Source organism: Vibrio neonatus (genome assembly GCF_024346975.1).
Taxonomy (GTDB): Bacteria; Pseudomonadota; Gammaproteobacteria; order Enterobacterales; family Vibrionaceae; genus Vibrio; species Vibrio neonatus.
Genome location: NZ_AP024886.1, coordinates 838,552 through 852,251, shown reverse-complemented (window position 1 = coordinate 852,251; position 13,700 = coordinate 838,552). Strand labels below are relative to the sequence as shown.

Below are 13,700 nucleotides of genomic sequence, written 5' to 3'. Positions count from 1 at the left end.
ATTCATATCTATATTGCTGTTTTTATGGAGGCTGTAACAGATTCTGTGTAATTGCCATTTAGTTAATGTGCTTTTCGAGACGTTCCTCGAACTCGATAATAAACCGACTCATAGCCTGACGCCAGTTTTGAATGGGCATCGTCCATTTCTTGCTGGCGTCTTTGATCGCTAGGTATACCATTTTTGTTGCAGCCTCATCGTTTGGGAAGATCTTTCGTTTTTTTAGTGCTTTACGTATCACGCTGTTGAGAGATTCAATAGCATTAGTTGTGTAGATAGCTCTACGAATATCTTCAGGGTAGTTGAACAGCGTGTTGAGGTTCTGCCAATGATTGCGCCAGGACTTGGAGATTTGTGGATATTGACTATCCCAGGCTTCGCCAAAGCGCTCTAGCTCAAGTAAAGCCTCATCTTCTGTAGCTGAGCGATACACACGCTTTAGGTCAGCTGTGACGGCCTTATAATCTTTCCATGACACATACTTTAATGAGTTTCGTACCATATGGACGATACACAGCTGAATATGCGTTTGGGGGAAAACCGTGTTGATGGCATCGGGAAACCCCTTTAATCCATCCACACAAGCAATAAGAATGTCTTCAACACCACGTTGATTGAGCTCAGTTAAAACACTCAACCAAAATTTAGCGCCCTCGTTTTCTGCTATCCACATGCCCATGAGTTCTTTCTGACCATCAGTGTTAATACCTAGAGCGAGGAAGACCGACTTATTGATAATACGTTTGTCTTGGCGGATCTTGACCACAATACAATCGAGATAAACGATGGGATAAATGGCGTCAAGTGGCCTAGATTGCCACTCAACTATTTCTTCTATTACCGCATTTGTCACTCGTGATACGAGGCTAGGTGATATATCTGCGCCATACCATTCATCGAAAGCATTGACGATATCGCGAGTACTCATTCCTTGGGCATAGAGCCACAAGATTTTGTCATCCATAGAGGTAAATCGTGATTGGTGTTTTTTGACCAGTTTAGGTTCAAACGAGCCAAGGCGATCCCGAGGAGTATCAAGTTCAAACTCTCCATCTTCGGTTTTTACGCGTTTACTGCTCTTGCCATTGCGGTAATTATTAGACTTAGAGGGCTTATGTTTTTCGTAGCCAAGGTGCGCATCCATCTCTGCATTGAGAGCAGCCTCAACCGTTATTTTCTTCAGCATTTGGCTGAACTCAGTTAAGTCTTCAGGAGTTTTAATTCCTTTAGCAGCTTCCTTAGCGAAAGCTTCAAGTTCTTTCTTATTCATATTGCCTATCCTTAGCCTTTAAGGCTTAGTTTAGGCAATTACACAGAATTTAGGACAGTCTCTGTAGTGGTTTAATGATCCCGGACACCCAATTAGGTGATAAAGTCACCACAATTAATGAGGTGTTCAATGACAAAACGACAACGACGTACATTTTCTTCTGAGTTCAAAATGGATGCAGCATGCTTGGTTCTTGATCAAGGTTACTCAGTTCCCGAAGCAGCACGCTCAATGAATGTTGGTGAAACGGTTTTACGGCGCTGGATCGAACAGCTTAAGATCGAGCGAGGTGGTATTACCCCAACGGCCAAAGCGCTTACTTCGGAGCAGATAAAAATCCAAGAGTTAGAAGCCCGGATTAATCGACTTGAGAGGGAAAAGTCGATATTAAAAAAGGCCACAGCTCTCTTAATGTCGGACGAGCTCGAACGCTCTCGTTGATTGATCACTTAAGGGAGCATGAATCAGTCAAGTTGTTGTGTGAGCTTTTTGATGTAGCTACATCTTGCTATTACGAGTTTAAACAGCGTAAGCCCGATGCTAATCGTGTTCGGCTTGCTAGCAGGATAAGAGAGCTTTTTAACATTAGTCGTGGCTCTGCTGGAAGTCGCACGATTGTGTCTATGCTTCGCTCTGAAGGCATCAAAATTGGCCGATTTAAAGTACGGAAGTTAATGCATGAGGCCTGTTTAGCAAGTAAACAACCCGGCTCCCATCGATATAAATCGGCTAAAACAGAACGTCCAGACATCCCGAATTTGTTGAAAAGAAAATTCTCGGTAACCATTCCAAATCAAGTTTGGTGTGGTGATATTACTTATATTTGGTCAGGCTCAAGATGGGTATATTTGGCAGTTGTTCTAGACCTTTATAGCCGTCGAGTTGTTGGCTGGGCTCTATCCAACAAACCCGATTCGGCTCTAACAACTAAAGCTTTAGATATGGCTTGGGAACAGCGAGGGCGACCAGATGGTATTATGTTCCACTCAGATCAAGGGGTTCAATACGGGAGTCGCAAGTTCCGTCAAAGACTCTGGCGATATCGAATGGCTCAAAGCATGAGCCGACGTGGAAACTGTTGGGACAATGCGCCGATGGAAAGGTTATTTAGAAGCCTGAAAACAGAATGGATTCCGGCAACTGGTTACATGAACCAAAACCAAGCCCAAAAAGACATCAGCTATTACCTGATGAACTATTACAATCGACAGAGGCCACATCAAGCAAATGATGGGGTTTCGCCGGTTACTGCCGAAAATCGGCTTAAGATAGTGTCCGGTATTTGTTGACCACTACAAGAACGATAAAGCCTGATGAGGAGACTTATCAGGCTTTCATTTTTTTGTTCGTAAAAAAGTTTAATCCTTCCAATAAATCTATTTCAAATAAGAACTGGAAACGCTCTATTATACGTGATGTTCTAGCCCTACACGGTTGTGGACTCAACATTTTATCTTGGAAAAGCTGTAAATCTGCCACAGTATCGATTCAAACCTTATTAAGGTGAGTTTGCTAGACAGTAAACTATCCGAATTCAACTCATCTAAAAATCATGCTTATTTTAGCAATCTAATTACTTTACATAGTGACTAAGTCATTGATTATGCGTTGAACTAGTAAATGAAAGACGTCATTATGTAAGAGGAAAAGCGGCTGTTAGTCGTTTTAGCGTAATAGTTTTTCCTCACAAATTGATAAGGAGTGTCATTTTGAAAATAGAAAAAGTAGATAAATCTTATTTTGAAGATATAGCTCAACTATTTGATTTATATCGTCAGTTTTATGGTCAAGAGCCTAACTTATCTGGTTCTAGAGCTTTTATTGAAGAAAGAATAAATTGTTCAGATTCAGTCATTTTCCTAGCAATCGATCATCAAGATAAACTGTTAGGTTTTGTTCAACTTTATCCATCTTTTTCTTCAGTCGCAATGAAGCGCATGTGGTATTTAAATGATCTATTTGTTGCTGAACCAGCAAGAAAAAAGGGGGTGGGCAAAGCACTATTACAGCATGTAAAAAGGTATGCTTTAGAAACAAATGCTCTAACAGTTAAACTAGCAACTGCTGTTGATAATGAAACGGCTAGAAAGCTATATATTTCTGAGGGTTATTCAAAGATTACGGCTTTTGAGCATTTCACACAGAAAGTAGAACAGGCATAGTAAAGCTTCGAGATACTTTTTCTAGTCAGATAGGTGCTTGTTGGTTTAATAGTTCGATCTCGTTTATGTTTTAAAATGAGATAGTTTGTTTAGAATTCAACCTCGTTTGGTCGATGAGATATCGAGTAAGTGATTGTTAATATCAGATTAAATGCAACATTAACTTAAGATAATGAGCATGGTTGAAAGTGATAGCATGCAGGCTCGTTTTTACCTAAATGATGATTGGAAAATGTGATGTATACGCATGATCTTTTAATGATTTATGGTAGTTTGAATGAAAGTTAGGCTAGAAGGAAAACGAGAAAGTCGATTAATAAGAAATGTTTTGTGATTATGCGTACACCGTCGCTATGTGGTAATCAATATGGAAATTTATCAAAAAGAAATGAATTCTCAGCAACCCCAAAAAGAAAAAGAGTTTGAGTTGGATAGGCATAGACAAAGAATACAAGAGTTTTCGCTATACTGTGAACAGCACAACATATCAGTCCTTAAAGATGATTTCGATTATATTCAAACAATAGGTGTCGTAGCGCGACGGAAAAACATTCTTAAAGATATATACCCTGATTTACCAGTGGATAAAGATGGGCTAGTCTCTTGGAATTTTATTAAAGATAAGTTGCAGTCCTCAAACCAAATGGCGGGTTATATTGGATTGAATGACTTTGTAGTAATGGTTCACCCATACTTTAGAAGAGGGATGTTTCTTTTAAACAACTGGGCTCCTTTATTTGTAGAGCTATTTTGGCGAGTAGAGGACGACAACATTGATGCTTATATTGCGCTAGATTTTGATAACGTTAGGCTCAATACTGAATCATTTTTCTATATGGAGGCTGACACATGGTTTGGAGCTCCTTTCGATAGAAATATAGAAAACATTCCCGACGGCATATCTAAATTAAGGCCACCACTTGATATAGAAAGAGTGCTAAGTAATAGTATATTTAACGATGCTTATTCTCTCGATGTTAAATGGAGTAGCAAAGGTAATATTCGAACCTTTCAGGCTTTAGAGTTTAAACACGAAGACGTAACAGTTGAACTAGATGGTGTAACCTATCATCCTGTCCGGTATATTCATGCAGAATATGATCTTAATAAAAAAGCATTTAGACATTTTGACGGCGCTGTTCAGCATTTCTTGCCCAACGAATACCATCAGAGAATTGACATGGACTTTAACTTTGACAGTAAGTCATTAAACTCACTTAAAGCAAAAAATATTAAATTATTTAAGTTTAATGGTGAGTTTTCTGTAGATTTCTGGGTTGAGTTTTGCTCTCATTTTTACACTGGCAATCCATTAATATTTGAGTATTTTACGGGTAATTACCCTGACCATGTAACTGATTCACTGAATAGAATCCGAGAAAAGGTTGTTACATAATCACGCTTTAAATCTGAGTTGCGAGAGTGGGCGCGTGCCGAACTAGCTAGCACTTAAATATTGTACACGTCACTTATAGTTTAAGTAGGCGTTAGCTATCCTTTAGTATGTTGTAGCAAGAAGAACTGCAACATTGAAAATCGCAATAACTCGTTTAGCGATCCATCAGTTCTGGTAGAAGCCCATGAGTTGAATTCTGAAACTATTAGACCATCATCACTGCCAATGAATTTTGTAACGTGTTACATATCACTATTTTTAAGCTGCATTATTTAGCATTCTTCATTACTTACCATTGTTATTCTGCTCTCGAACACAGCGCGTGATGAGTTTTTCCAGCCATAGATTTTTAGGTGACTTTCTCTTAGAGGTTTTTTGGATGATGGCAATGTCGATGCCAAGTTCAGGAAGGTCAGTATTTTGGCTGTAGCTGGCGAGGCGCATTGTATAAGCCATTTCCATTAAATTATTCATTAACATATGGTTATCGACAAAAATGGTAGCTTCCACGTCAGGTAAAACTCTCTGAAAACGGTTTTCATATTCGTTGACACCCGGTGCAATATATTTAATGTATTCGCCGTCTTCATTGCCAGTGACTATGCCTGAACTGGTGTAGAGTTTTTTTTGATATAAGCTTTGAGGCTTATCGGTTAAAACGTGTAGCCCTAAATCGACTTCTTCATCTAAGATCATCCCTTCAGATAACTTTGTCCAATTACGGATTTCAATGATCGCGTCAGTTTCTTGGCGAATGGTTTCAATGATAGCTTTACCAAATTGAATTAACAGTGGCTCTAGGCCGTGAATTACAATGCGGTCAATATGGGTGGGGCAAAAGGTTTCGGGCTCTAATGATTGCGATAATTGTTCAATGGCGCGATGCAACTTGGGTTGAATACTTAACGCGTAAGAGGTGGGAGAAAGTCCTTCGGCACTGCGCGTGAACAAGGGGTCATCAAGCTCTTCGCGAAGTTGTGCCAGTACCTTTGAAATATACGATTGAGAACGCCCCAACTTCTTGGCTGCGCGTTGTGTTGAGTGTGTTTGCATCAAAGTTAAAAACACATTCAATGAATTTAGATCGGTAATTCTCATCCTGTCGCCATCAATTCCTTTTAGGATTAAGAGTAGCAAAAAATCAATGGCAAAAAAGCAATAGAATCAATAAGTTTATAATATGCAGTTAGTTTGATTAATCGTAATTGCAGTGCTGCTCCTGCATTACAAAGTCAGGCGAGTAATAAAGTCCAATATTTTGTCAAAACACGGCCCAAGATCCCGCTCATCTTCCGCATAACAATACAGACCTTGGGTTTGATCGGCTTGAAAATGCAGTTGCGGGTAGAGTTGTGCATCATAGCCATTAGCACTGCTCATCCGAGTGTCATTTGCCATTCGGTAGAGCATATCTTCGCCGGTGCCGACGTTACTGCCGTTGATGTCCATCGAGTAGGTGAGTGAACTGCCAAGGCCTAAAGTGAAAATATAAATGTCATCGGCTCGCGCGGCATACGCCATTTTTTCCGGTAAATCCCGTGATATACCGCGAATTAAGTTATGGAACTCGGTTTTATGAGAACTGCTGGAGTACGTATTTTCATTGTAAGGTTGGTTGCCCGCTCTAGGGCCGCCTAGGAGAGAGAATGAGGCATAACTGTCATCGGATAAAATATTCACATAACGATAAATTTCTTCAGAGTTGTAGTTACTTGGATATTGGGTGACCCATCTATGTTGGTAATTGCTCCAAATATTGTAACTAATACGAGTGGCCATTTCGCTGGCACTCCATAAGCCTCTTGCCGCTGACCCTGTTGTAGAAATAGAAGCAAAATTATCGACGCCATCTATATCAAAATTGGCGCTAAAGGTATTAGGTGCGCCGTCGGTAAACAGCACGATGACTTTTAAATTGGCAGGCAGCGCCGCCCCGGTGACACTGAATTGACCGTAGCCTTTGTAAAAACCTTCTGCGGTATTGGTGTAGTTATAGTCATAGGTCATGTCGTCGATGGCTTGTTCTACTGCGCTAGCATCGTACTGACGAACGTCGGGATCAAATGGCACTACGGTTTGTGCGCCATAACCATATTTGGTTACGGCAACTCGGTCATAGGCAGGGTTAAAGTGCGATAAGAACTCTTTAGAGCGGGTTTTGACCGTATCAAACACGCCACTTAATGAGCTAGAGTTGTCCACAATCAAAGAGATATCCACGGTGCGACGGGTGGTTTGGGATTCTGCGGTAAGTGTCCAAGTGTCAATACCTACCAGCTTAGCTAAAATTGTGGGCATATCGGCTTGTCCAATGAGATCGATAGTGACTTTTCCCCATTCATCGACGCTAAAATTCCATGATTTTATAAAGGCTGAGGTATCTAAATAACCACTAGGAAAATTGACCTGAAAATAGCGCTGAGCGGCGTTTTTCGCCGCATCTTCACCCAAAGATGACACTCGTGCGGCGGCAATTCCGGCAGCATCAACCGCTGCAAATAATTTAGTTTTTGCAATATAAGCACGGCCAGTGTCTATGGTGAAAGCCGCCAGAATTATCATAAAAGGAAGCGCGATTACCATAAATAACGAGATGGCGCCTTTCTGGTTAGTTGGGGTCTTTATCCAACGCTTATACATTTTGCTTCCTTGCATTATAAGTACGTACGCTCACTGATGATGAAATCATTGCTGAGTAAAAAACTAGAAATAGGGGTATAGCGGTAGTACACCTCGACAATATAGGTGGACTCGCCATCTTGGATGACTGAGGTTTGTGCGTTATCGATGGTGACGGTCGGGAAGTTATCTATTTTTATCTGCGCGTCATTATCGGGCAGGTTACATTCTTTAATATCATCCTCATTGTCGTCATCAATATTGACGTTACTCCACGAGGGGCAGTTGGCCCATATCGCGCTGGTGGCAGAAATGGCCGAATCCATCCACTTTACTTGTCTAGAGATGTAAATAAATTCCCCTTCATCGTTGTCTCGTCTAGACACTTGATTGATGATAATGGTGCCATCGTGAGGCATATCCAGCGGGGTCGCACTGTTGGCGATGATGTCCATTACTGTTTCTACGGTGTAGCTACTGGCGCGCGAGATCAGGCTTGCACCTTCTCGACTCAGGTTAAGCATAATATTCTTGGCTTGTAGAATGAGCGTGAACTCAAAAATAGTCATTAATAACAACAGCAGCACAGGGGTGACTAAGGTCATTTCAACGGCGGCTAATCCAGCTTGCTTTCTAAAGAATCGTGTCTGCATGTTTTATACTTGCTCGTTAAATTCTTCGTTTTTCATCGTGGCACTGACGGTAAATTTATATGTACCATCAGTCAGGATCGGGATAATGAGCGGGCTAAGACTGTGCCACTCACAGTCGAGATGGATAGACACCAATTGTCCTGGAGAGCCAAAACCAGACACACTGTGCCCATCAACGTCTTCAACGCGAATATCTTTGATATCCATCACTTTTTCTAATATGCCAATGGATGAATGCTCAATGACGGTAAGGACAGCGTTTTCTCGCAAAGGATTGTCTTGGTCTGGATCGGAATCTGTTCTACCGGTAATGGCGTAACGAGCCCCTTCACGAACCGCATGTTGCATAGTGAGTTTGACGTAGCCAAATAGAGCAAAATCGACAATGGTAAACAACAGTAGGAAAAATAAGCTAAAAACAACAGAAAACTCGACAAGGGAGATGCCAGCTTGTTTGTTTCTCGGTTTTGTGAGAGAGGGGGAAACCCGTAATAACTTCAAAATGCACCAAACTTCCATGTTGGGACAAAAATACTGCAAATCCTTAATATTTAAGGGGGTAAATTTGTTGTTTTGTTAATATATGTAAGTGTTAATGCTGAAACCGTAACAAATTGTATTTTTTATTGCTAGAGAGCTTCTATTCGTTTGCTGAATATGTGATCAGGCTCACCATGTTGTAGTGAATGTGATATTGAGGCAATTTTTTCCTTAAAATATTAAGCAATTATCTCATGTAAGGAGTAGAAGGTACTGCAAGTGTTGACTTGTCGATGTTGTGCGCACTTGGCAACACGGCGAAAAATACCAACGTTTGCTCCATATACCTAACGTTCACTCATCAATGACAATCATTTTTTATTTGTGTATTGGTTAGTGGTATTTGTGGGTATCTGTTTTATTTCTGTTGAGTTTGAGTATACGAAGGTATGTCCAGATTTAGCATTTACTGTCAAGGCTCTGAATTTCTTCCTTTTCTGGTTCCCTCACCATAGGGACTCTGATAGTATCGCTGCATCGTATTAGTCGGGGAGCCAATAGGCTGAGATCGCAATAGCGAACCCGTTGAACCTGATTCAGTTAGTGCTGACGTAGGGAACTAATCGCCATTCTAGCTATAGATCTCAACTTTTCTAGCGCAGTAGGCATTGGTTTCGTTCGTCTAACGAAAAGGAAATGTCTTCGTGTCTCAAACAAATAAAACACCTATTGTCCTTACTATTGCTGGCTCTGACAGTGGTGGCGGTGCAGGTATTCAAGCCGATATTAAAGCCATCTCTGCCACAGGAAGTTACGCCTGTTCGGTGATTACCGCGTTAACTGCGCAAAACACTCAAGGTGTGAGTGGTATCTTGCCGATTTCTGCCGAGTTTATTGAACAACAGCTGGATGCGGTATTTACCGATTTAGACGTGGTTGCGGTAAAAGTGGGTATGTTAGCTGAAGCGGCGTTGATTGAAGCTGTGGTGAAAAAGCTAAAACAATACCAACCTAAATACTTGGTAGTTGATCCTGTGATGGTAGCGACGAGCGGAGATTTGTTGCTGCAACAATCGGCCATTGCAACTCTAAAGACTAAGTTACTGCCACTTGCTGATGTGATCACGCCTAATTTGCCCGAAGCGGCCACCTTGTTAAATCAAGAGTTACCGACGACTGAATTGCAGATGAAGGCGATGATAGAAGATCTGCGGGCGTTAGATTGCAAAGCGGTGTTGCTAAAAGGCGGTCACTTAGAAAGTGAAGCCACCAGCACTGATTTGCTCATTACTGCAGATAAAGTAGACACTTTTACCGTAGAGCGCATTAATACACAAAACACCCACGGTACGGGCTGCACTTTGTCATCGGCGATCGCTTCGTACTTGGCGCAAACAGGGGACTTACTTGAGTCGGTTTCGTTAGGGAAAGAATATATTTCTAACGCAATTGCGCATGCAGATGAACTTCATATTGGTAAAGGACACGGTCCTGTACATCACTTCTACGCACTAAACACTAAGTAATCGACTCATGCAAAGTCATCCTTCTCAAGATGGTGTTCATCCGGTTGTTGAATCGAACGCACAAGGCATAGTGATTAATAATGGCAGTTTGCAGTTCGCTGATGCCGATGCTCCGTTATTTAGCCAGCTCAATTTGACCTTTCAACAAAGCAGTTGGAGCAGTGTGCTCGGAAAAAGTGGCTGTGGCAAAACCAGTCTGTTGCGCCTTATGGCGGGATTGTTACCTGACAGCGTACATTGGAGCGGTACTATCCACAGCAGTTTTGCCAATCCGTTGTCAGAGTCCATCGCTTATATGGCGCAACAAGACTTATTGATGCCGTGGCTGACGGTGATAGATAACGTCTGCTTTAGTGACCGATTCGCTTCTACAAAACTGACCAAACCACAACAGGCACAACGAAAACAGCAAGCCAGTGCTTTGCTAGATAAATTGGGTTTGTCTGGACAAGAGCAGGTGTACCCAAGGCAACTATCCGGCGGCATGAAGCAGCGCGTGGCCCTTGCGCGCACACTAATGCAAGACAAGCCCATCGTTCTGATGGACGAACCATTTTCGGCGCTAGATGCGGTAACGCGCTATCGCTTGCAAGATCTGGCCTGCGAAATGTTAGCGGGAAAAACCGTGGTGCTTATTACCCACGACCCTCAAGAAGCGCTTCGTTTGAGCGACCGCATTTATCTGATGCAATCCTCTGAAAATGTAGAAACCGTTGCCGTCCCTGTTGGGGATGCTCCTCGTCTTATTAGCGCGGAAATGGCGCAGCTGCAACAAAGCATTATTGAGCAATTAGGAGGCCGAGGTGAGTAAACCTGTCGTGGTTCAGCAAGGCTTAACCAGTCGCGTGAAAGCCAATTCATCTATGGTATTTCGCTTAGTGGTTTCGTGCTTAGTGGTGCTGGGCATTTGGCAAGCCGTGGTAACGTTTTTTGATTTACCTAGCTTTATTTTGCCCGAGCCGGTGGCGGTATTTAACCGCTTAGGCACCCGCAGTGATGTGTTGTGGCAACACACCATTATCACTTCCCAAGAAATCATCTTAGGTTTGATTTTGGGGTTAAGTATGGGGCTGATGTTTGCGTTGCAAATGTTGTTGTTTGAGCCTTTGCGCCGTTGGTTGTTGCCTATTTTGATTGCCTCACAAGCTATTCCTGTATTTGCCATTGCACCCATTTTGATGCTGTGGTTTGGCTATGGCATTGCCTCAAAAGTGGTGATGGCGGCGCTGATTATCTTTTTTCCAGTCACTACCTGTTGTTACGATGGATTGCGTAATACGCCCAAAGGGTACCTTGATTTAAGCAAAACTATGGGCGCCTCTCGCTGGCAACAACTGACTCAAGTAAGACTGCCTGCAGCAATGCCTGCATTAGCGTCCGGCATCCGTGTTGCGGTAGTGGTGGCACCGATAGGCGCAGTGGTGGGTGAATGGGTAGGCTCTAGCGCCGGTTTGGGTTATTTAATGCTGCAAGCCAATGCTCGCATGATGATCGATGAGATGTTTGCCGCGCTATTTATTTTGGCGCTGATCTCCGTCACCTTGTATTTCATCACCGACCGATTACTCAATAAATTTATCCCGTGGCAGTTCGATTAACTGTTGGATTTATGTCATTAAGGAAGAGACATGACCTCGTTTAAAACAAAATTCAGCGCAGTATTAGCAAGCGTTGCGCTTTTATTTAGCAATGCGGTTTTTGCTAAAGAGAAACAACTGACGTTAATGCTGGACTGGTTTGTAAACCCCAATCATGGGCCAATTGTGATTGCCCAGCAAAAGGGTATGTTTGCCAAAGAAGGCTTAAAAGTCACTATTCAAGAGCCAGCCGATCCGAGCGTTCCATCAAAGCTTGTGGCGGCGAACCAAGTGGATCTGGCCATTTCCTATCAACCCTCGTTTTTGATTGATGTAGCATCGGGTTTACCTTTGGTGTGGAGCGGCACGTTACTGGCCACCCCTTTAAATACCTTGACGGTATTAGACAACGGCAAAATTAATACGCTAGCGGATCTAAAAGGAAAAACCGTCGGCGTATCCGTTTCTGGCTCTGACGAAGCCATTATTGGCCGCATGTTAAAAAACGACGGCGTTGATTTCTCAGACATTAAAATTGTGAATGTGGGATGGGCGCTTTCGTCGTCGTTAGCGTCGGGTCGCGTTGATGCTATTTGGGGCGGAATGCGCAACTTTGAATCGCACCAGTTAGAGCTTGAAGGGTATAAATCCAAGAGCTTTTACCCAGAAGAGCACGGCATTCCACCCTACGATGAATTGATGTTTGTCGCCAACGCGAAACACTACGATAAAGACGCTATTGCTCGCTTTAATAAAGCCCTTGAGTTAGCCACTCAATACATTGTCAATCATCCAGAGCAAGCATGGAAAGAGTTTGTGGCCTACAACCCTGACACTCTGGATAACGAATTAAACCATAGAGCTTGGTTAGATACCTTAACCCGCTTTGCACTGCGTCCTTCGGCGATGAATAAACAGCGCTATGACGACTACAGCCACTTTATGCAACAGCTTAATATTATAAAAACGATCCCGGATAGTAATACCTATCTTATTGATTTTTAACCCGTAATAATTATTTCAAGGAAAAGGAACCCTAATGAAACGATCTATCTCGACTTTGCTTGCGTTACTGGCAACTACTTCTGTTTTATTTAGCCCATTATCACTTGCCAGTGATAGCGCAAAAGCCAAAGACAAAGAGCTCACGTTAATGCTGGACTGGTTTGTGAACCCAAATCACGGACCAATTGTTATCGCCCAAGAGCGCGGTTTGTTTAAAGCGCAAGGCTTAAAAGTGAATATTCAAGAGCCCGCTGATCCTAGCGTTCCAGCAAAATTGGTGGCGGCGAACAAAATTGACCTTGCGGTATCTTATCAGCCAACACTGACCATTGATGTCGCGGCAGGACTGCCTTTGATTCGCAGCGGTACTTTGGTTTCAACGCCGCTCAATACCATGATGGTGATCGACAACGGTAAAATTAACTCACTCAAAGATCTGAAAGGCAAAAAAGTGGGTATTGCCATTGCTGGCAACGAAGAGGCAAGCATCGGCACTATGCTGCGCTCTGCAGGTTTGAAATTCTCAGACGTTGAAATTGTAAACGTAGGTTGGGCGCTGTCGTCGTCGGTAGCTTCTGGAAAAGTAGACGCTATTTGGGGCGGATTTAGAAACTTTGAAACCAACCAATTGGCTATTGAAGGCTATAAAGCGAAAGCGTTCTTCCCTGAAGAGCATGGCGTACCGGCTTATGATGAATTGGTTTTCGTCGCCAATGCCAACAGCTATGACGCAGATGCGTTAAAACGTTTTAACCACGCAATCGAACTGGCGACACAATATATTGTTAATCACCCAGAGCAAGCATGGAAAGAGTTTGTTGCGTACAAACCAGATACCTTAAACAACGAGCTTAACCGCCGCGCTTGGGAAGATACTTTAACTCGATTTGCTCTGCGTCCAGCAGCGGTCGATCGCCAGCGTTATGACAACTACGCACAGTTTATGTTTGACAATAAAATTATTGGTAGCGTGCCAAACAGTGCCAACTACCTACCTAGTTTCTAAGGCAGT

13 protein-coding genes and 1 riboswitch are annotated in these 13,700 nt (G+C 42.6%); of the genes, 8 read left to right on the top strand and 5 right to left on the bottom strand.

Features of this window, described 5'->3' with window-relative positions:
- Positions 1-58: 58 nt before the first annotated feature.
- Positions 59-1,270: an IS256 family transposase gene (locus tag OCU38_RS16115; RefSeq protein WP_261822543.1), complete on the bottom strand. Its 1,212-nt coding sequence runs from the start codon at positions 1,268-1,270 to the stop codon at positions 59-61.
- Between the two features lie 129 nt (positions 1,271-1,399).
- Here OCU38_RS16115 and OCU38_RS16110 point away from each other — a divergent pair.
- The 3 genes from OCU38_RS16110 (at position 1,400) to OCU38_RS16100 (ending at position 4,828) form a co-directional block, all read left to right on the top strand.
- Positions 1,400-2,559 (top strand): IS3 family transposase gene (locus OCU38_RS16110; protein WP_390625264.1). Its coding sequence is split into 2 segments (ribosomal slippage): positions 1,400-1,667 and positions 1,667-2,559, totalling 1,161 coding nucleotides; the frame shifts between segments, so codons are not numbered across the junction.
- A 420-nt stretch (positions 2,560-2,979) separates the two neighbouring features.
- Positions 2,980-3,432: a GNAT family N-acetyltransferase gene (locus tag OCU38_RS16105; protein ID WP_023403964.1), complete on the top strand. Its 453-nt coding sequence runs from the start codon at positions 2,980-2,982 to the stop codon at positions 3,430-3,432.
- A 367-nt stretch (positions 3,433-3,799) separates the two neighbouring features.
- Entirely contained in the window at positions 3,800-4,828 is a 1,029-nt protein-coding gene (locus OCU38_RS16100; protein WP_261824497.1) for a hypothetical protein, read from the top strand.
- A 285-nt stretch (positions 4,829-5,113) separates the two neighbouring features.
- On the opposite strand, the gene OCU38_RS16095 is transcribed toward OCU38_RS16100, so the two are convergent.
- From OCU38_RS16095 to OCU38_RS16080, 4 genes are all read right to left on the bottom strand, one after another.
- Positions 5,114-5,926 carry a LysR family transcriptional regulator gene (locus OCU38_RS16095; protein WP_261824496.1) on the bottom strand — a complete coding sequence of 271 codons (813 nt, stop codon included), beginning with the start codon at positions 5,924-5,926 and terminating at the stop codon, positions 5,114-5,116.
- 126 nt (positions 5,927-6,052) lie between these two features.
- Positions 6,053-7,468, bottom strand: coding sequence for a pilus assembly protein (locus OCU38_RS16090; protein WP_261824495.1), 1,416 nt, complete (start codon positions 7,466-7,468; stop codon positions 6,053-6,055).
- A gap of 14 nt (positions 7,469-7,482) precedes the next feature.
- Positions 7,483-8,100 (bottom strand): TadE/TadG family type IV pilus assembly protein, encoded by a 618-nt coding sequence (locus tag OCU38_RS16085; RefSeq protein ID WP_261824494.1) that lies wholly within the window; start codon positions 8,098-8,100, stop codon positions 7,483-7,485.
- A 3-nt stretch (positions 8,101-8,103) separates the two neighbouring features.
- Positions 8,104-8,601 carry a TadE/TadG family type IV pilus assembly protein gene (locus OCU38_RS16080; protein ID WP_390625268.1) on the bottom strand — a complete coding sequence of 166 codons (498 nt, stop codon included), beginning with the start codon at positions 8,599-8,601 and terminating at the stop codon, positions 8,104-8,106.
- A 516-nt stretch (positions 8,602-9,117) separates the two neighbouring features.
- A riboswitch (TPP riboswitch) is annotated at positions 9,118-9,215 on the top strand.
- 69 nt (positions 9,216-9,284) lie between these two features.
- Between OCU38_RS16080 and thiD the strand changes: the two genes are divergently transcribed.
- Genes thiD through OCU38_RS16055 form a run of 5 tightly spaced genes read left to right on the top strand, consistent with a single transcriptional unit; the run spans position 9,285 to position 13,694 of the window.
- The gene (gene thiD / locus OCU38_RS16075; protein ID WP_261824492.1) at positions 9,285-10,106 is read left to right on the top strand and encodes a bifunctional hydroxymethylpyrimidine kinase/phosphomethylpyrimidine kinase; all 822 of its coding nucleotides are present in this window, start codon (positions 9,285-9,287) and stop codon (positions 10,104-10,106) included.
- Positions 10,107-10,113: 7 nt separating this feature from the next.
- Entirely contained in the window at positions 10,114-10,917 is an 804-nt protein-coding gene (locus tag OCU38_RS16070) for an ABC transporter ATP-binding protein (RefSeq protein WP_261824491.1), read from the top strand.
- Positions 10,918-10,951: 34 nt separating this feature from the next.
- Positions 10,952-11,704: an ABC transporter permease gene (locus tag OCU38_RS16065; protein WP_390625276.1), complete on the top strand. Its 753-nt coding sequence runs from the start codon at positions 10,952-10,954 to the stop codon at positions 11,702-11,704.
- A 30-nt stretch (positions 11,705-11,734) separates the two neighbouring features.
- Complete coding sequence (locus OCU38_RS16060) at positions 11,735-12,688, top strand: ABC transporter substrate-binding protein (RefSeq protein WP_261824490.1); 954 nt, start codon at positions 11,735-11,737, stop codon at positions 12,686-12,688.
- Between the two features lie 34 nt (positions 12,689-12,722).
- Positions 12,723-13,694 carry an ABC transporter substrate-binding protein gene (locus tag OCU38_RS16055; RefSeq protein ID WP_021713717.1) on the top strand — a complete coding sequence of 324 codons (972 nt, stop codon included), beginning with the start codon at positions 12,723-12,725 and terminating at the stop codon, positions 13,692-13,694.
- The last annotated feature ends 6 nt before the right edge of the window (positions 13,695-13,700 follow it).